Below are 17,113 nucleotides of genomic sequence, written 5' to 3' on the forward strand. Positions count from 1 at the left end.
AGGTACCTCCTCAGCGCGTGAGCTTGAGCGCTCTCAGGAAGTTCTCGCGGAGGAGCTTTCGCTTGATCGGGACCGGCAGGCCCAGCGTATCCACGTCCTCGCGGGCACGCTTGAAGGACACGAGCGGGTAGTCCGTCGCCCAGATCACCTTGTCCTGGCCCCAGCCCTTCACGTACTTGAGAAACTCGGGCGGCCAGAACTTCGCGGGGCGCGCGGAGGTCTCGACGTAGAGGTTCGGGTGCTTCCAGGCGAGCGTCATCATCTCCTCGTGCCAGGGCTGGCCGAGGTGGCAGCCGAGGATGACGAGCTCGGGAAAGGCGAGCGCCACCTCGTCGAGATAGATCGGCCGCCCGCACTCCGACGGCATCAGCGGGCCCGTGTGGCCGACCTGGATCGCGACGGCGGCGCCGAGCTCGGAGCACTTCATATACACGGGCCAGTAGCGCTTGTCGTTGGGCGGGAGCCCCGTGTAGTCGTCGCCGCCGTAGGCGTAGGGCTCCAGGCGCACGAGGCGGATGTTGAGGTCCTTCACCATCCGCTCGATCTCGCGCGCCACCTCCATGGGCTTCTTGCGCGGATCCACCGTGCCGGCGCCGATGAACCGGTCGGGGTGCTTCCGGACGATCTCGCCGACCGTCTCGTTCCGCATCACGTGGAAGTTGCCGTAGCCGAAGGCGGAGAAGACGGCGATGTCGACGTCGGCCTCGTCCATCTCGGCGAGCATGGTCTCGAGGCTCATGCCCTCGAGCATCCGGCGGTCCACCTTGTAGCGCTTGAAGATGTGGACGAACTCCGGGGGCCACTGCGTCGCCCCCTGAGGCGTCACCAGGGTCGCCCACGCGTCGATCGCGCCAATCCGCTCCATCGGCTCCTCCATGCTCAGGTGCTGGTCACGGCTCCACGTCCTGGGCGTCGATGACGTAGAGCTTCGAGTTCGGAGCCATCTCCTGCATCATGCGACCGGCCTCGCGGCCTTCCGGTGAGGCCGAAGCGCGGCGGAAGGCTTCCAGGTCCTCGTAGAACAGCGTCGCGACGCGGTAGTAGGTGGTGTCGGCGTGACCCAGCTTCACCGTCTTGCCGACGATGTACCGGGCCAGGCCGGGTGCCTTCCGCAGGTTGTGGACGTACTCCTCCGTGTAGTACCGCTCCCACTCCTCCAGCGACCGCTTGGTGGTGTCGAAGTTGAAGATGGACACGACCTGGATCATTGGATGCTCCTCCCCCGGCGGCCCCTCACAGCTGTTCCTCGCGGGCGATGATCTCGCGCATGATCTCGCTCGTGCCCGCGCCGATCGTGAACGCCGCCACGTCCCGGTAGAGCCGGCAGATGGGGTACTCCTCGATGAAGCCGTAGCCGCCGTGGAGCTGGAACACCTCGTTGGCGACGTGCTTGACCTGCTCGCAGGAGAAGAGCTTCGCCATCGAGGCGGCGAGGCTCGCGTCGGGCGCGTCGCGGTTCAGGCGGTCGCAGGCCCAGTGGACGAGCTGGCGCGTGGCCTCGATGGTCGTCCGCACGTCGGCGAGGCGGTGGCGCCACGCCTGGAACTTCCCGAGCGGCTGGCCGAAAATCCGGCGCTCAGCGGCGTAGCGCGTCCCTTCCTCCCAGAGGCGCTCCATCACCCCGAGGGCGAAGGCCGAGATGACGATCCGCTCGCCCTTGAAGTGGTCCATCACGTAACCGAACCCGTGGCCCTCCTCGCCGACGAGGTTCCGCAGCGGGACCCGGCAGTCGTCGAAGAAGAGCTCCGCCGTGTCCGAGGCGCGCGAGCCCATCTTCTGGAGCGTCCGGCCGACGCGGAAGCCCTTCGTGTCGGAGGGGAGCAGGATGACCGAGAGCCCCTTTGGCCCGGGCCCGCCGGTGCGCGCGACCAGCGAGACGAAGTCGGCGCGCGTGCCGTTGGTGATGAAGGTCTTCGATCCGTTGATGACCCAGTCGCCGCCGTCCCGGCGCGCCGTCGTCAGCATGGCCGCGACGTCCGATCCGGCGCCGGGCTCGCTGATGCCGATGGACGCGATCTTCTCGCCGCGGATCGCGGGGGCGAGGAACTCGCGCTTCTGCTCCGGCGTCCCCCGCGCCTCGATGACCGAAAGCGCGAACTCCATGTGGGCGAGGAGGCCGACGGCGGTGCCCACGCTCCCGCACTTCACCAGCTCCTGGGCGAGGATGAGCGTGTACCAGAAGTCGAGCCCGGCGCCACCGTACTCGGGCGCGTACCGGAGCCCGAGGTAGCCGAGCTTGCCCATGAGCGCGTAGATCTCGCGCGGGAAGATCCCCGCCGCCTCCCACTCGTCGGCGTGCGGCGCGAGCTCGCGCGCGACGACGGCGCGGACCGCGCGCCGGAACTCCTCGTGCTCGGGGCCGAGCCAGGGGGAGGCGTCCATCGTGGGTGAATATTATTCAGTCTATGAACGACATGCAAGCCCAAAATGTCCGACGTCAACCAGGCTTGGGATACGCTCTTCACGGTCGGGGAGAGACGGACGCGACCGTGTCCCGTGCCCCGCGATGCGCTCAGCGTTGGAGGAGTCAAGGGGTGCCAGCTAGGACGAGATGGGCTCGGCTGCTCGCCGTCGGCGAGGGGTTGCTCGTGAGCGCCATCTGGGCGTCGTCGTTCGTGATCATCAAGATGGGCCTGGTCCACCTGGGGCCACTGACCCTGGCCGGCGTGCGGTACTTCGCCGCGTTCCTGTTACTTCTTCCGTTGATGGCGCTCAGCGGAACGTTCCGACGCAACCCGGCTCCGGGCCGGTGGGGTCGCCTCTTCCTGATGGGGCTCTTGGCCTACCCGGTGAGCAACGGCGCGCTCTTTTGGGGGCTCCAGTATGTTCCGGCTACCACCGGGGCCTTCTTGCACAGCCTGCTCCCCCTGCCGAGCCTGGTGCTCGCCCTCGTCTGGCTGCGGGAGATCCCGATCCCGCGGCAGCTCCTGGGCCTCACGGTGGCCCTGGCAGGAAGTGCTCTCTTCTTCTCGCAGGGTCTCGGCGCCGGGGATCCACTGGCTCTGGCGGTGATCGGCCTGAGCGTCGTGGCATTCGGCGTCTTCGTCGTGCTGAGCCGGGCTCTGGCCCGCGAGGGCCACGTGCCTACATTGCCCTTGACCGCCCTCCCCCTGGGATTTGGCGGTGGCCTGCTTCTTGCCGTGGCGCTACCGCTCGAGGGGGCGGCCCCGCCGGCGCTGGAAGGCTGGGTTGCCGTGTCCTGGCTCGCCGTCGTCAATACCGCCGTCGCATATCTCCTCTACAACCACAGCCTCCGGACTCTCACCGCCCTGGAGCTCAACGTGCTCCTCAGCCTCTCTCCGCTGGGGACGGCCCTGTTGGCGAGTCTCCTCCTGGGGGAACGGGTGACGCTGCCACAGGTGGTCGGTCTGGTGGTCGCGATCAGCGGAGTCCTGCTGGTGCAGCGGAGGTCTGCACCATCTCCTTGAGACGCGTTCCCGGGACGCTGACTCTGACCACCGATCAGCGCTTGCTTGTCCACCGTGCGTTCGACCGCGAGCACGAGAAGACCTCCAATCCCTATCCGGGCGACGCCCGGACACAGGCCCTGCGCATTCGCTACAATCGACCCGCGGCCCCGCGTCTGGCGGACACTGCGGGAGGGAGGCGCCTCGGTGGCGACGCGAGCGGAGAAGTTCCGGCAGGCAGCCTGGTGCTACCTCGCCTACGGCCTCATCTATTGGCTCGGTGGCGCGTATCTCGCCGCACACGGCATCGGCGCCGGGCGCGGGCTCGTGTGGCTCGCCGTGGGCGCCGTCTTCGTGGTCCTGTTCCCGTGGCTCATCGCCCGCGGCCCACGAGGGACGGGATACCTCTGGTTCGTCCGCGTGCTGAGCCTGGCCGTGATCTGGCGGGCGATCTTCGTGGCACGCACGGTCGTGGCGCCGACGATCCCCTCGGTCCCCTTGCCCGGTGGCGGCGTCTTGCCCATGCGAGCCGCCGCGGCGGCGTTTCTCGTCGTCACGGTGGCGACGGCCGCCATGCTGGCGCGCGCCGCCTGGAGCCGCCGCACCTCGGTGCTATCATCGGCGCGCGGCCATGACTGAGCGAGACCTGACCGACATCGTCTGGACGGAGGAGGCCCGGCGCCGCGTGGACAATGCCCCGCCCTTCGTCCGCCCGGGCATCCTGAAGCTGATGCCGATCCGCGCCAGGGAGCGGGGTCGCACCGAGATCACCTCGGAGTTCCTCACCGAGATCCGCAACGAGTCGATGCTCCGGGTGGCCAAGTGCATCAAGGGCTTCGGCTTCGAGGAATTGTCCATGGCGGCCTTCGAGGTGGCCAAGGCCAAGATGCGAAAGCTCCCGCACAAGGTCGAGGGGATCGAGGAGATCAAGGCGTTTCTCGACGCCCGCGTCGAGAAGAACGAGATGATCCTGGCCAAGTTCAGCCAGTACCTCCAGATGATTCCCGAGCGGGGGCTGCCGTGGACCGAGGAGGCGCTGGCGCTGGTGCAGCGAGCGCCGGCCTTCGTCCAAGGGATCGCCCGGACCGCCATCAAGGAGGAGGCGCGGCGCCGGAAAGAGCCCGTCGTGACCCCCGAGGCGGTGGAGCGGGTGATGGGGTCCATCGCCGCCGGCGCCGCGCCCTCGGCCGCGCCTCGGGCGAAGCGATCGGCCGAGCCACTTCACGGCGTGACCATGCTCTGGGAGGCGGCCGCCGAGGAGCGCCTCCGGCGCATCCCGATCCCCGCCGTCAGGAGCATGGTGATCCGGAAGGTCGAGGCCCACGCCCGCGCCCAGGGACTCACCGTGGTCGACGTCGCCGCGTACGAAGCGGCAAAGGGCGGGCCTCCGCTGCGCTGAGTCGGCCGCCTCCCACGCCAGCTTCGCATCATCCCGCAGACCCTGCACGCTCGACGACAAATGTGCCGCCCGGGAAGCACAAGGTGGAGGGCTGGCGCGAGACGCTCGGCAAGATGACGCAGGAAATGGACGTCAAAGCCGGCGTGTCCACCAGGATCACCTTCGAGATGGCGAAGAAGTAGCTGGCGCCTCCGGCCCGCCGGGGCCGTGGGGCCACCCGGCGGCCAAGCCGGCCAAAGAGGTGTCCCCCGACTCCGCCGCCGGCTCGGTGACTGACCTGCCCCATCGGCGGAGCTGCGGCCGCCCGCGCGAGCGCCTGTGTGTCCTCTCGCGAGCCGATCGAGATCGGGCTGGCCCGCGGCCGGCACGCCAAGGTAATCTGGCGCGGCCTCGTCGACGACCAGGGCTTCCCACCGGTCGGTTATTGGCCGATCAAGGGCTAATTTGCGGGCAACGAGAGAAGCTTTCAGTGGAGGCCGGAGGTCCGCCGTGCAATCCATTGCGCTCCCGCGCAGGACCTTGCGCGCTTGCGGACCCACGCGGCGGCTCCATGCGCTCGCACTCTTGCAAGATGATCTTTTCCCGCGAGGAGATGGCCACTCCACTTTTCTGCGGTTCCTTTGGTACAGGGCTTGCTCCTTGAGGGAATGTCCCTCGGAGATGCTCTGGGGCCAACTCCAGAGCCTGGGTGAGGGGCGGAAAGGGGGAACCGTTATGGTAGGTAAGTTCTGGAGCGTCGGCGTCCTTGGAGTTCTGACGGCCCTGTTGGTCCTCGCATGGGGGCTCGGACCGGCTCAGGCTCAGTCAGTGAAGGAGTTCCTGCTCGTCACGGGAGAGTGGTCCTGGAAAGCCAAGCCCGGCGAGGCGCCTGTGGTGGATCGCAACCGGGGGCCGGTCAAGGAGATCGAGCGCTACAGCTTCGATCCCCCGTTCCTGGTCGTCAACAAGGGAGACACCGTGGTCCTGAAGATCCACGCCCTGAAAGGGGAGAAGCACGTCCTGGAGATCAAGGACTTCGGGGTCCCCGAGACGACCATCAATAAGGGCGAGGAGAAGACCATCAGGTTTGTGGCCGACAAGGCCGGGACGTTCAAGTTCATCTGCACCAACCACGTCAACGCGGAGAAGGAAGGCCCGATGGTGGGGTACATCCACGTCATGGACGGCACGCGCTAGCGCGAGGAGGAGGGGCGAGCCGTGCAGCGACCGATCCTTGTCCTCCTCCTGACGGGCCTGCTGGTGCTTGGGGGATCGCCGGGGGCCGGCGCCCAGGAGGCCTACCGGGAAGGGGCTGCGGCCAACGGCGGCAGCCTCACCGGCGAGGCCATCTTCGCCGGCCCCCCGCCGGAACCTTACGTGATCTGGGTGAAGAAGAACGCCGATGTCTTCGGCGAGAAGCTTCCCGACGAGCGGTTGCTTGTCTCCCGAGGCGGGAAGATCAAGAACGTGGTGGTCACCTTGGAGGGAATCCGCGAGGGGAAGCCTTGGTCCAACGTCCAGCGTCCCCAACTGTTCAATAAGGGAGGGCTCTTCGTCCCCCACGTCCAAGTGGTCCGAGCTGCGGCGCAGCTGGAGGTGATCAACAAGGATCCTGTCCTCCACAACAGTCACGCTTACCTGGCCGGCCGGACCGTGTTCAATCTGGCCCAACCGAACAAGGACCAAGTCATCCGAAAACCGCTCGCCAAGGTCGGCCTGGTGGAGTTGATGTGCGACTCCCACGACTGGATGAACGCCTGGATCGTGGTCTCGGCCCACCCGTACGTGGCGATTACCGGCGAGGACGGCGCCTACACGATCACCGACATCCCGCCCGGGACCTATACGCTCACGGCGTGGCACGAGAAGCTGGGCAAGAAACAGGTGCAGGTGACGGTGAAGGGCAGAGAAGAAAGAAAGGTGAACTTCACCTTTCCCGCCAAGTAGACGCAAGTTCCCTGATGGAGATCGACAGGCGCGGAGTGAACGCCCTATAGCCCAGGGAGGTTTCGCATGATGAAGCGTCTGATAACGGGAACCGGCGTTTGCGTCATCGCTCTTGGCGTAATCACGAGCCCGGCGCTGGCCTTCCAGTGCCCGGTTCTGATCAAGCAGGCCAACGAGGCGGTGGCCAAGATGAAGGGCGACGACGCCAAGTTCAAGCAAGCCAAGGACCTAATCGCCGAAGCCCAGAGGCTGCACAACGCCGGCCAGCACGCCGACTCGGTGAAGAAGGCGAACGAGGCCCTCGTACTTCTTGGCGTGAAAGCGGAATCCAAGCCCCCCGCCAAGAAGGGATACTCGTACTAGGGGCAAGGCAGTGGAGCAACGCTACATGACCATCAAGGCTACCCTCACCAAACTCGATGGTGGCCAAGTCATCGCGCTCGACGTGCTGCCGATGATCGGCAGCGCGTTCCAGTCGTTCCAGTACGGCGAAAACGGGGCGCTGCCCGGCAAGGGGCGGTATCGAATCGACCTCGAAATCCAGCCGCCTCAGCTCATGCGCTACGCCACGGCCAAGGAGCGGTGGACGGCGGCCTCAAAGCTCAGCTTTGACTTCGACCACAGATAAGGGCGGCAGGGGAGGGCTGACGGTAATGCCGAAGCGGTACCGAGACATCGTCGGCGACGGGGGCTCCAACATCCTGGCCCAGGTGGAGGAGTTCCAGGGCCGGCTCCGGGCCCGGATGGCGCGGGTCCGGAAGAAGGTGGCGGTGACGAGCGGAAAGGGCGGCGTCGGCAAGAGCGTGCTGACCGCAAACCTGGCCGCGATCCTGGCAGCGGACGGCCGGCGCGTGGGGGTGCTGGACGCCGACCTCAACGGGCCCTCCATGGCGAAACTCCTCGGAGTCCGAGGCCAGCGCCTTCGACTCTCGCCCGAGGGCGTTCACCCGGCCGAGGGGCCGCTCGGGATTAGAGTGCTGTCGACAGACCTGCTCTTGTCGGAAGACCGGGCGCCCCTCACCTGGGAAGCTCCGACCCAGCAGGATGCGTTCGTCTGGCGCGAAACGATGGAGGCGACCGCCCTCAGGGAGTTCCTTGCCGATGCGGCGTGGGGAGACCTGGATCTCCTCCTGCTGGACTTGCCTCCGGGGGCTCCGAGGCTCCCGACCCTGGCGGGGCTCCTTGACCTCGACGGGGCTCTGGTCGTGACGATCCCGTCAGAAGTCGCCGGCCTGGTGGTGGGCCGGTCGGTGGAGCTTGCCCGGACTCATGGCGTGAGGCTCCTGGGCCTCGTGGAGAACATGGCAGGCTACCTCTGCGTGGCTTGCGGCACTCTCGGAGAGCTCTTTCCCGGTGACGGTGAGAGCCTGGCCGAAGCCTCGGGGCTCCCGCTCCTCGGGCGGATTCCCTTCGACCCCCGGATTGCGTGGTGTGCTGATCGCGGACGCCCCTATGCGCTCGAGCATGCTGAGAGTCCCGCAGGCCAGGCCCTCCGGGCGCTGGCGGCCCGCCTCAACGATCTGCTCTGGGAAGAAGGCGCTGAACGATGAAGTTCCTCTGTGTGGGATGCGATGAGCCCATGCGGTTTGACTCGGTTGAGGGACCCGAGGAAGGGTCAGTCGGCGTCACCTTCGGCTGCCCGCGCTGCGGCCACCGGGTCACCTTGCTCACGAACCCCATGGAGACTCAGCTCGTTCGGTCTCTGGGCGTGAAGATCGGCGGCCGGGAAGTCCCGCCGGAGCCCTTGGAGGTGGTCAGGACGAGTCTGGCGCGGCAGCGGGAGGGAGCGCTTGAGGTCGAAGCGGAGGGGGGCGTTGTCTGGGTCGAGGCGGCGGAGGCCCGCCTCCAGCGCCTGCCCCCCCTTGCCCGGCCGATGGCCCGGATGGCGATTTCGCGCTACGCCCGGGAGCGAGGGCGGACAACCGTGACCCCCGAGCTCATGGACGAGTACCGGGCCCGGATGGGGTTCTGACCGCGCGTGAAGGAAGGAGCGAGCAGGTGCGGCTGAGCGTCGCCACGAATTTCCGGCCCGACCTCATCGAGGGGATCAAAGGCTATCCGGTCTGGGAGCTCTTCGGCAAGCTCCCCGCCGACGCCTTGGGCGGGGGGCGGGCTTCCTACATGCTCTCCGCGGTGTCGAAGCGAGCGCTGGCTGCCCATGTCCGGGAGGCCCGCCGGCACGGGATCCGCTTCAACTACCTCCTCAATGCCGCCTGCCTCGACAACCGCGAGTGGACGCGGAAGGGCCAGCGGCAGATCCGCCACCTCCTCGACTGGCTGGCCGAGCTGGAGATCGACGCCGTCACGGTCTCGTTGCCCTACCTCCTTGAGCTGATCAAGCGCTGTTACCCGCAGTTGCGGGTTACGGTGAGCGTCTTCGCAGGCGTTGACCACGTACAAAAGGCGAAAGTGTGGGAGGAGATGGGGGCTGACTGCATCACGCTGGAGTCGCTCTCCGTCAACCGGCGCTTCTCGCTCCTGGCGAGCCTCCGAAAGAGCGTCAAGTGCGACCTGCTGCTCCTGGTGAACACCAACTGCCTAGAGGCTTGCCCCTTCTCTCGGGCCCACATGGTGGCGCTCTCCCACGCCTCGCAGGCGGGGCATCCAAGCGGCGGGTTCCTGCTCGACTACTGCTTCCTCCGGTGCACGCGGATGAAGCTCGCCGACCCGGTCAACTACATCCGCTCCGACTGGATCCGCCCCGAGGACCTCCGCTACTACGAGACCCTGGGCTACGACCGCTTCAAGCTGGCCGAGCGCAACGCTCCCACGGAGGTGATGGTCCGGCGCGTCAAGGCATACAGCGAGCGCCGGTATGACGGGAACCTTCTCGACCTCGTCCAGGGCTGGGGCTTCCGCAGCGGCCAGGAACCTTCCGGGTACGTTCGGCGGGGTCTGTTCTGGAGCCTCCGAACCTTTCTGAGGCCCTGGACGGTCAACCCGCTGCGCCTCCTCCCGATCCGCCGGCTGGCCGAGGCCCAGGGGATGCTCAACGCTCTTCGACGGGACCCTCCAGTGATCGTCGACAACCGCACCCTGGACGGGTTCGTGAAGTTCTTTTTCCACGTGGACTGCCATCTACGGGATTGCGAGGAGTGCCGATACTGTCACCGCATGGCGGAGCTGGCCGTGTGGGTCGACCCGGAGTTCCGGCGGGACGTGCTTCGCCGGTACGACGAGGTCTTGGAGAACCTCCGGTCTGGGGCGATGTGGAGATTTGGGGGGATATCCGAGAAGGGGGATCAAGTTCATGAGATCAAAGAAAGGTGACGTCCGGGGCGCCCTCAAAGAGTATGACCTCGGATGAGGTGGGCGGCCGATGAATCCGCCCTGGCGAGTGATTCGGGATCGCCGGCTGTGGGCGGCACTGGCCCTCGCGGTCATCGCCCTGGTCGTGGCGGCACCGCTGGCGGGAGCAGCCGAGGACAAGGCGGGTCCCCCGAGCGACTACCGGAGTTTCCTCGGGGGAAACTCCCGGCTCGTCATCTGGGTCGTCGCCGAGCTGCACCTGATGTTCGGGGCCTTCGTGCTCGGCGTGCCGATCTTCGCCTCCATCGTGGAGGTCATCGGGTGGCGCACCGGGGAGCGGCGCTACGACGACCTCGCCCAGGAGTTCACCAAGCTGCTGTCGGCCGCCTTCTCCACCACGGCGGCCTTTGGCGGGCTCCTCATCTTCGCCCTGGTCGGCCTCTACCCGCGCTTCATGACCTTCCTCACCTCGATCTTCCACGAGACCTTCTACGTCTACGCGCTCCTCTTCTTCGCCGAGGGGTTCACCCTCTACCTCTACTACTACGGCTGGGAGCGCATGCAGGGGCGCTGGAAGGGACTCCATGTGCTCCTGGGGATTCTCCTGAACCTCTCGGGGACGGCGCTCATGTTGATCGCCAACGCCTGGGCCGCGTACATGATGGCGCCGTCCGGCATCGACAAGGAGAGCCTCCGCTTTGTCGGGACCACCTGGCAGGCCGTGGCGAACCCGCTCTGGATCCCGCTAGCGATCCACCGCTTCATCGCCAACATCGCCTTCGGGGGCTTCATCGTCGGAGCGTATGCGGCAGTCAAGTTCCTCGGCGCCCGGAGCGAGGCCGACCGCGCCCACTACGACTGGATGGGCTACGTGGGGAACTTCGTTGGGCTGGCCGCCCTGATCCCGCTGCCCTTCGCCGGCTACTACCTGGGCCGGGAGGTCTACTCGGCGAGCCCCGTGATGGGCAACAACATGATGGGCGGCGCGTTTTCGTGGACCTTCATTATCCAGGCCGTCCTCATCGGGATCCTGTTCATCGGCGGCAACTACTACCTGTGGGCGGGCATGGGACGCATCGAGGGCGCCGAGCGCTACCAGCCCTACATCAAGTACATCAACGTGATCCTGCTGGTGTGCTTCGCCGTCTGGCTCACGCCGCGCAACATCCCGCTGACGGGCGAAGAGCAGATGGCCCTGGGCGGCCAGTTCCACCCGCTGCTCAAGTACCTCGGGCTCATGTCGGCCAAGAACGCGGCGGTGAACTTCATCATCCTGTCCACGTTCTTCTCCTTCCTCCTGTACCGCCGCGGCAACAAGGGGCGCCCCCGCCCCTTCGCCGAGCAAGGACCGGGGGCGACGCTCGCCCTGGGGGCGGTCGCGGCGGTGTCGATCGCCGTGCTCTCCTGGTACGCCTGGACCCTGCTGACGCTGGACCCGAAGACGCTCGACCTCACCCCGGCCCAGGCCGGCTACTTCCGGCCCCCCGCCTATCTCCTCTTCGGGCAGGTCGGGATGGTGCTGCTCACGGCCTTCCTCACGCTCCGCGACCGGGGCAAGCTCGGGCAGGCCCTCTTCTTCGCCTCCACGACGCTGGCCTCCGTCTTCGTCCTCGGCGTCTACGGCTTCGTCATCATGGAGAAGGCCAACCCCTTCCTCCGCAACGTCGCCGTGGCCCAGTGGCTCATGGTGATGGTCTGCCTCCTGTGGAACACCACCATCGACGTGCTCGTCTTCCGCGGCGCGGAGAGCGTCGGCGGCATCCGCTGGGGCAAGATGCCGGCGCGCTCCCAGTACGCGCTGGTCCTCCTCTGCGTGACCATCGTCATGCTCATGGGGATGATGGGCTTCATCCGCTCGGGGCTGCGCGAGGACTGGCACGTCTACGGCGTGCTCCAGGACACCTCGACGTGGGCCTGGACGCCGACCAATGCCTACATGATGCGAGTGGTCGGGAGCATCGTCGTTGCCTTCCTCGGGCTTGTGTCCTTCGTCTTCTGGCTGGCGGGGCTGGGGGAGCACGAGCGCAGGGACCGGGGCCCGGCATGAAGCGGCCGTTCCTCGGCGTGGTCGTCTTCACCCTCGCCGTGATCCTCGCGCTCGTGGGGATCGCCGAGCTGGTGACGCGGGTGTCCGGCGAGGGGGGGCGCCGGCCCGCCGCCGCGCTCACCTCCGCCGACATCACGTCCGAGACCGGCGAGGTAGTCTTCTGGGGGAAGGGGAAGTGCTCCACCTGTCACGCGGTGGGCAGCCGCGGCGCGTCCATCCGGGGGCCGAACCAGGGCGAGGCCGGACCCCTGGGGCTCGCCATCGGGGCGCGGGCCGTGGAGCGCGCCAAGGAGCGGTCCAGGGCCACGGGCCGGCCCTATACGGTCACGGACTACCTCGTCGAGAGCGTGACGGAGCCCGGGGCGTATGTCGTCGAGGGCTTCAAGAACGAGATGCCGGATCCGACGCGGCCGCCGATCTCGCTCAAGCTCGAGGAGCTCCGGGCGGTGATCCTCTATCTTCAGACCCTCGGCGGCGAGCCGGACGCCGCCGCCATCAAGCTGCCCGAGCGGCTCCTCGCCGCCGCCAGGGGGGCGCCGGCGACGGAGGAGTGGAAGCCCTACCTCCCCGGCGATCCGGCCAAGGGGGAGAAGCTCTTCTTCGACGCGGACTCCAACGCCGCCTGCGGCAAGTGCCACGCCGTGAAGGACCGGGGCGGCACGGTGGGGCCGGAGCTGACCCAGGTGGCGGGAACGCGCGATCCGAAGTTCATCATCGAGTCCATCCTGGACCCGTCAAAGGAGATCGCCTCGGGGTACGAGCCGGTGCTCATCGTGACCAAGGACAACCGCTATATCACCGGGATCGTCAAAAGGGAGGATGCGACCCACGTCGAGGTGATGGACAACCAGGCGGAGATCCAGAAGATCGCCAAGGCCGAGATCCAGCAGCGGTCGCCGCAGAAGACCTCCCTCATGCCGGGCAACTTCAAGGAGATCCTGACCGTGGAGGAGTTCCACGATCTCCTGGCCTTCGTGCTGACGCTCCGATGAAACGAGTCCCCCTCTTCTGGAGCGTTGTCACGGCCGTGGTCGTGGTCTGGGTGTGTCTCGCCTACGTGCTGCCCTACGCGGCCATGTGGGTGACGGGCCGGGACCGACCCCTGCCCATCCCCGGCGCCGTCTTCGCCATCTACCTCGTCCTCACCCTCGTCGGCTCGGCGGTGTACGTCACCATCAGCGACGAGTCCATCCGCGAGTTCCTGCGGCCCCTGCTCGCCTTCCTCCGGGGCCCCGAGCCCGGCGCGCGCCGGGCGGGCGCGCTCAGGAGGGGGCGTCTGGCCGTCCTCCTGGCGGCCCCCCTCGTCGCGGGCGGGGTCGTCTACGCGCGGGCCCTGCCGCAGGCGCAGAGCCCCACCAGCCTCAGGATCCAGCACCCCACCATCCCCGGCGCCTACGAGCGGCTGAAGAATCCATTCCGCGAGCCCGGCGACGAGGCCGTCAGGAAGTGGATGGCCGAGAGGAAAGCCACGGGGAGCCCCGAGGAGGGACGGCGCGCCTACAGCGAGGCCGCGCTCCTCGAAGGGCGCGTGATTTTCCAGGTCAACTGCCGCCCCTGCCACGGCGACGCGGCCGACGGCGCGGGGCCAATGGCCTGGGGCTTCCGGCTCAAGCCCGCCAACTTCACCGACCCGGGCATGATCGCCACCGTTGTCGAGGCCTACGCCTTCTGGCGCGTGACCGAGGGCGGGCCCGGGCTGCCGCCCTCGGGAAGCCCGTGGGACTCGGCCATGCCCATCTGGAAGCAGGACCTGACTGACGAGCAGAAGTGGAAGGCGGTCATGGCGGCCTACGAGCTGGCGGGAGTCGAGCCGCGAAAGCCGGAGAAGCTCCACTCGTCCCTGCTCGTCGCCAGCGCCGAGGCGCAGGCGGCGCCGCCCCCGGACACCCCGGAGAGCCTCGCCAGGGGGAAAGCGATCTACGTCAAGCGCTGCCTCGTCTGCCACGGAGAGAAGGGCGACGGCAAGGGGCCGGTGGCGCCCTATCTCGATCCGCGCCCGCGCGACTTCATCGCGGCGTCCTTCAAGTTCCGCACGACCCAGTCGGGCGAGCCGCCCACCGACGAGGACCTCTTCCGCATCGTCACCCGCGGCGTGCCCGGCACCGCCATGGCGGGTTGGCCCACGCTGTCCGAGCAGGACCGATGGCTCGTGATCGGCTACATCAAGAAGTTCAGCGATGTGTTCACGGAGAAGGGGACCGTCGTCAAGCCTGCGAAGGAGGTCAACACCTCCGCGGAGGTCATCGCCAAGGGGAAGGACGTCTACAAGCGGGCCAAGTGCTGGGAGTGCCACGGCCAGGCGGGGCGCGGCGACGGAGAGGCCGCCCCCAAGCTCAAGGACGACGCGGGCGACCGGATCCAGGCCGCCGACCTCACCAAGGGCTGGCGGATCAAGGGCGGGCGGGAGGCGCGCGACATCTTCATGCGTTTCTCGACCGGCCTCGACGGCACGCCCATGCCCTCCTACGCCGACTCGCTCAGCGAGGAGGACCGCTGGGCGATGGCCCACTACGTCAAGTCGCTCCAGACTGAGGAGGAGCCGGGCGACCCGGTGGTGCTGCGGGCCACCCGGCTGGCCGGCCCGCTCCCCAGCGACCCCGACGATGCGCGCTGGAAGAAGGCGCCCTTCCTCGCTGTGCCACTGGCCGGCCAGGTGCTGGCCAAGCCGCGCTGGCAGAACCACTCGGTGGATGCGGTGACCGTGCGCGCCTACTACAACGACACGGCCATCGCCTTCCTGGTCGAATGGAACGACCGCTCCAAGGACACCGAGCACCAGCCCGGACCCGAGCCCGAGCTGAAGGAGGCCACGTACCCCCTGCGCGATCTGACGCCCGGGTACCGCAACAAGCTCCGCGACGCGGTCCGCCTCCAGTTCCCCGTCGCGGTCCCCGTCGGGCCCGAGCGGCCCCACTTCTTCCTCGGCAGCCCGGGCAAGCCCGTGTCCCTCTGGCACTGGCAGGCCGACCTCGATGCGGCCGGCAAGCCCGCGGTGGTGAAGGAATCGGCCGAAGGCTTCCAGAAGCCCGTCCGGGCCCAGGCCGACCCCGCGCAGGACGTGACGGGCAAGGGCGTGTGGAAGGACGGGCGCTGGAAGGTCGTGATGACCCGCCCGCTCGTCCCCAAGGAACGCGCCCGCGACGTGACCTTCGAGCCGGCCCGGCTCATCCCCTTCGCCATCCATGCCTGGGACGGCGCCAACGGCGAGCGGGGGCTCATGATGGCGCTCTCGTCCTGGGCCTACGTCCTGCTGGAGGCCCCTGTGTCGGCGTGGGCCTATCTCTCCTCTCTGCTGGTCGTCTGCGTCGTGGGGCTCGTCGAGTGGTGGGTGATCCGCCGCGTTGGCCGGACATAGGGGTGGAAGGAATGGGAGGCGCCCGAATGGCGACGAGCGAGGAGAAGTTCGGTCAGGCCGCCCGGTGCTATCTTGGCTACGGCCTGGTCTACTGGCTCGGCGGCGCGTATCTCGCCACCCACGGCATCGGCGCCGGCCGGGGGCTCGGGTGGCTCGCCGTGGGCGCCGTCTTCGTCGTCCGCCGCGGTCTTTCTCGTCATCACGGTGGCGACGGCCGCCATGCCGGCGCGCGCCGCCTGGAGCCGCCGCACCGCGGTGCTATGATCGTCGCGCGGCCATGACTGACATTGCGTGGACCGAGGAGGCCCGGCGCCGCGTGGACAACGCCCCGCCCTTCGTCCGCCCCGGCATTCTCAAGCTGATGCCGATCCGCGCCAGGGAGCGGGGCCGCACCGAGATCACCTCGGAGTTCCTCACCGAGATCCGCAACGAGTCGATGCTCCGCGTGGCCAAGTGCATCAAGGGGTTCGGCTTCGAGGAATTGTCCATGGCGGCCTTCGAGGTGGCCAAGGCCAAGATGCGGAAGCTCCCGCACAAGGTCGAGGTGATCGAGGAGATCAAGGCGTTCCTCGACGCTCGCGTCGAGAAGAACGAGATGATCCTGGCCAAGTTCAGCCGCTATCTCCAGATGATCCCCGAGCGGGGGCTCCCGTGGACCGAGGAGGCGCTGGCGCGGGTCCAGCGGGCGCCGGCCTTCGTCCAGGGGATCGCCCGGAGCGCCATCGAGGAGGAAGCGCGGCGCCGGAAGGAGCCCGTCGTGACGCCCGAGGCGGTGGAGCAGGTGATGGGGTCCATCGCCGCCGGCGCCGCGCCCTCGGCCGCGCCGCAGGCGGAGCGATCGGCCGAGCCGCTCCACGGCGTGACCATGCTCTGGGAGTCGGCCGCCGAGGAGCGGCTCCGGCGGATCCCGATCCCCGCCGTCAGGAGCATGGTGATCCGGAAGGTCGAGGCCCGCGCCCGCGCCCAGGGGCTGACGGTCGTGGACCTGGCCGCCTACGAGGCAGGGAAGGGCGAGCCGCAGCCCGCAGTGCGAGGCGAACGAATAAGGGAGTCGGGCGAGCCGCCGCTGCGCTGAGAGAGGAGCACACCCTATGTACCGACACATCTGTATTCCGGTGGACAACTCCGAGCACGCCAACGGGGCCATTGACCTGGCCGTCCTCTTGGGCCGGACCTTCGGCGCGCGGCTGACGGGCGTCCACGTCTACGCAGGAAGGCTCCACGACTCGCGCTTCAAGCAGATGGAGTACACGCTGCCCGAGCGGTACCGGCAGGAGACGGAGCTGGAGCGGCAGCGGCAGGTCCACGACTCGCTGATCCGGATGGGGCTCCGGCTGATCTCCGACTCTTACCTCGACGCCATGGCGCGCAAGGCCGAGGCCGCCGGCCTGGCGGTGGAGCGCAAGACCTTCGACGGCAAGCACCACACGGCCTTGCTGGAGGACGCGCAGCGCTCCGACTACGACCTCGTGGTGATGGGCGCCCTCGGCATGGGCGCGGTCAAGGACAGCCAGCTCGGCTCGGTGGCCGAGCGCTTCATCAGGGGAACCACGAAGGACACCCTCGTGGTCAAGACGCTCGACCCGGCGGAGGCGCGTCACGGGGCCATCGTGGCGGCGCTCGACGGCAGCCCCCAGTCCTTCCACGGGCTCAGGCTCGGCATCGCGCTGGGCAAGGCGCTGGGCCGTCCGGTGGAGGCCGTCGCCGTCTACGACCCGTATCTCCACTAC

General features: G+C 68.0%; 20 protein-coding genes. 17 read left to right on the plus strand and 3 right to left on the minus strand.

Features of this window, described 5'->3' with window-relative positions; translation table 11 throughout:
- Positions 1-10 precede the first annotated feature (10 nt).
- The 3 genes from Q7W02_15640 to Q7W02_15650 are packed head-to-tail and all read right to left on the minus strand — an operon-like array spanning position 11 to position 2,382.
- The gene (locus Q7W02_15640) at positions 11-865 is read right to left on the minus strand and encodes an amidohydrolase family protein (GenBank protein MDO8477596.1); all 855 of its coding nucleotides are present in this window, start codon (positions 863-865) and stop codon (positions 11-13) included.
- A 25-nt stretch (positions 866-890) separates the two neighbouring features.
- Positions 891-1,208: an EthD family reductase gene (locus Q7W02_15645; protein MDO8477597.1), complete on the minus strand. Its 318-nt coding sequence runs from the start codon at positions 1,206-1,208 to the stop codon at positions 891-893.
- Between the two features lie 25 nt (positions 1,209-1,233).
- Complete coding sequence (locus Q7W02_15650) at positions 1,234-2,382, minus strand: acyl-CoA dehydrogenase family protein (protein ID MDO8477598.1); 1,149 nt, start codon at positions 2,380-2,382, stop codon at positions 1,234-1,236.
- Positions 2,383-2,534: 152 nt separating this feature from the next.
- Here Q7W02_15650 and Q7W02_15655 point away from each other — a divergent pair, with 152 nt between their 5' ends.
- The 17 genes from Q7W02_15655 to Q7W02_15735 all read left to right on the plus strand — a co-directional run.
- Positions 2,535-3,428, plus strand: coding sequence for a DMT family transporter (locus Q7W02_15655; protein MDO8477599.1), 894 nt, complete (start codon positions 2,535-2,537; stop codon positions 3,426-3,428).
- A 186-nt stretch (positions 3,429-3,614) separates the two neighbouring features.
- Positions 3,615-4,046 carry a hypothetical protein gene (locus Q7W02_15660; GenBank protein MDO8477600.1) on the plus strand — a complete coding sequence of 144 codons (432 nt, stop codon included), beginning with the start codon at positions 3,615-3,617 and terminating at the stop codon, positions 4,044-4,046.
- The gene (locus Q7W02_15665; GenBank protein MDO8477601.1) at positions 4,039-4,806 is read left to right on the plus strand and encodes a PCP reductase family protein; all 768 of its coding nucleotides are present in this window, start codon (positions 4,039-4,041) and stop codon (positions 4,804-4,806) included. The genes Q7W02_15660 and Q7W02_15665 overlap by 8 nt, the downstream gene beginning before the upstream one ends.
- Before the next feature lie 320 nt (positions 4,807-5,126).
- A complete protein-coding gene (locus tag Q7W02_15670) occupies positions 5,127-5,249 on the plus strand; it encodes a hypothetical protein (GenBank protein MDO8477602.1) in 123 nt (40 codons plus the stop codon).
- A 364-nt stretch (positions 5,250-5,613) separates the two neighbouring features.
- The gene (locus Q7W02_15675) at positions 5,614-5,982 is read left to right on the plus strand and encodes a cupredoxin domain-containing protein (GenBank protein MDO8477603.1); all 369 of its coding nucleotides are present in this window, start codon (positions 5,614-5,616) and stop codon (positions 5,980-5,982) included.
- Positions 5,983-6,003: 21 nt separating this feature from the next.
- Positions 6,004-6,732: a hypothetical protein gene (locus Q7W02_15680; GenBank protein ID MDO8477604.1), complete on the plus strand. Its 729-nt coding sequence runs from the start codon at positions 6,004-6,006 to the stop codon at positions 6,730-6,732.
- A 66-nt stretch (positions 6,733-6,798) separates the two neighbouring features.
- Positions 6,799-7,095, plus strand: coding sequence for a hypothetical protein (locus Q7W02_15685; protein ID MDO8477605.1), 297 nt, complete (start codon positions 6,799-6,801; stop codon positions 7,093-7,095).
- A gap of 25 nt (positions 7,096-7,120) precedes the next feature.
- Positions 7,121-7,360, plus strand: coding sequence for an iron transporter (locus Q7W02_15690; protein MDO8477606.1), 240 nt, complete (start codon positions 7,121-7,123; stop codon positions 7,358-7,360).
- A gap of 25 nt (positions 7,361-7,385) precedes the next feature.
- Entirely contained in the window at positions 7,386-8,282 is an 897-nt protein-coding gene (locus tag Q7W02_15695) for a P-loop NTPase (GenBank protein MDO8477607.1), read from the plus strand.
- 29 nt (positions 8,283-8,311) lie between these two features.
- Positions 8,312-8,704: a PCP reductase family protein gene (locus Q7W02_15700; protein MDO8477608.1), complete on the plus strand. Its 393-nt coding sequence runs from the start codon at positions 8,312-8,314 to the stop codon at positions 8,702-8,704.
- A gap of 26 nt (positions 8,705-8,730) precedes the next feature.
- The gene (locus tag Q7W02_15705; GenBank protein ID MDO8477609.1) at positions 8,731-10,002 is read left to right on the plus strand and encodes a U32 family peptidase; all 1,272 of its coding nucleotides are present in this window, start codon (positions 8,731-8,733) and stop codon (positions 10,000-10,002) included.
- A 49-nt stretch (positions 10,003-10,051) separates the two neighbouring features.
- The gene (locus Q7W02_15710) at positions 10,052-12,028 is read left to right on the plus strand and encodes a cytochrome ubiquinol oxidase subunit I (protein MDO8477610.1); all 1,977 of its coding nucleotides are present in this window, start codon (positions 10,052-10,054) and stop codon (positions 12,026-12,028) included.
- A complete protein-coding gene (locus tag Q7W02_15715; GenBank protein MDO8477611.1) occupies positions 12,025-13,020 on the plus strand; it encodes a c-type cytochrome in 996 nt (331 codons plus the stop codon). Before Q7W02_15710 ends, Q7W02_15715 begins: the two co-directional genes overlap by 4 nt.
- A complete protein-coding gene (locus tag Q7W02_15720) occupies positions 13,017-15,383 on the plus strand; it encodes a c-type cytochrome (protein MDO8477612.1) in 2,367 nt (788 codons plus the stop codon). The genes Q7W02_15715 and Q7W02_15720 overlap by 4 nt, the downstream gene beginning before the upstream one ends.
- 26 nt (positions 15,384-15,409) lie before the next feature.
- Entirely contained in the window at positions 15,410-15,664 is a 255-nt protein-coding gene (locus Q7W02_15725) for a hypothetical protein (protein MDO8477613.1), read from the plus strand.
- Positions 15,661-16,458 (plus strand): PCP reductase family protein, encoded by a 798-nt coding sequence (locus tag Q7W02_15730; GenBank protein ID MDO8477614.1) that lies wholly within the window; start codon positions 15,661-15,663, stop codon positions 16,456-16,458. The genes Q7W02_15725 and Q7W02_15730 overlap by 4 nt, the downstream gene beginning before the upstream one ends.
- Before the next feature lie 16 nt (positions 16,459-16,474).
- Positions 16,475-17,113 (plus strand): universal stress protein (locus Q7W02_15735; protein MDO8477615.1); only part of this gene is annotated, 639 nt, incomplete at its 3' end.

The organism is Candidatus Rokuibacteriota bacterium, assembly GCA_030647435.1.
Lineage (GTDB): Bacteria > Methylomirabilota > Methylomirabilia > Rokubacteriales > CSP1-6 > AR37.

What these genes read in the sequence shown, in the direction of transcription:
- Q7W02_15640 (MDO8477596.1), bottom strand. Translation starts at nt 865, where the DNA reads ATGGAGCGGATTGGCGCGATCGACGCGTGGGCGACCCTGGTGACGCCT.
- Q7W02_15645 (MDO8477597.1), bottom strand. Translation starts at nt 1,208, where the DNA reads ATGATCCAGGTCGTGTCCATCTTCAACTTCGACACCACCAAGCGGTCG.
- Q7W02_15650 (MDO8477598.1), bottom strand. Translation starts at nt 2,382, where the DNA reads ATGGACGCCTCCCCCTGGCTCGGCCCCGAGCACGAGGAGTTCCGGCGC.
- Q7W02_15665 (MDO8477601.1), top strand. Translation starts at nt 4,039, where the DNA reads ATGACTGAGCGAGACCTGACCGACATCGTCTGGACGGAGGAGGCCCGG.
- Q7W02_15685 (MDO8477605.1), top strand. Translation starts at nt 6,799, where the DNA reads ATGATGAAGCGTCTGATAACGGGAACCGGCGTTTGCGTCATCGCTCTT.
- Q7W02_15690 (MDO8477606.1), top strand. Translation starts at nt 7,121, where the DNA reads ATGACCATCAAGGCTACCCTCACCAAACTCGATGGTGGCCAAGTCATC.
- Q7W02_15695 (MDO8477607.1), top strand. Translation starts at nt 7,386, where the DNA reads ATGCCGAAGCGGTACCGAGACATCGTCGGCGACGGGGGCTCCAACATC.
- Q7W02_15700 (MDO8477608.1), top strand. Translation starts at nt 8,312, where the DNA reads ATGCGGTTTGACTCGGTTGAGGGACCCGAGGAAGGGTCAGTCGGCGTC.
- Q7W02_15710 (MDO8477610.1), top strand. Translation starts at nt 10,052, where the DNA reads ATGAATCCGCCCTGGCGAGTGATTCGGGATCGCCGGCTGTGGGCGGCA.
- Q7W02_15715 (MDO8477611.1), top strand. Translation starts at nt 12,025, where the DNA reads ATGAAGCGGCCGTTCCTCGGCGTGGTCGTCTTCACCCTCGCCGTGATC.
- Q7W02_15720 (MDO8477612.1), top strand. Translation starts at nt 13,017, where the DNA reads ATGAAACGAGTCCCCCTCTTCTGGAGCGTTGTCACGGCCGTGGTCGTG.
- Q7W02_15725 (MDO8477613.1), top strand. Translation starts at nt 15,410, where the DNA reads ATGGCGACGAGCGAGGAGAAGTTCGGTCAGGCCGCCCGGTGCTATCTT.
- Q7W02_15730 (MDO8477614.1), top strand. Translation starts at nt 15,661, where the DNA reads ATGACTGACATTGCGTGGACCGAGGAGGCCCGGCGCCGCGTGGACAAC.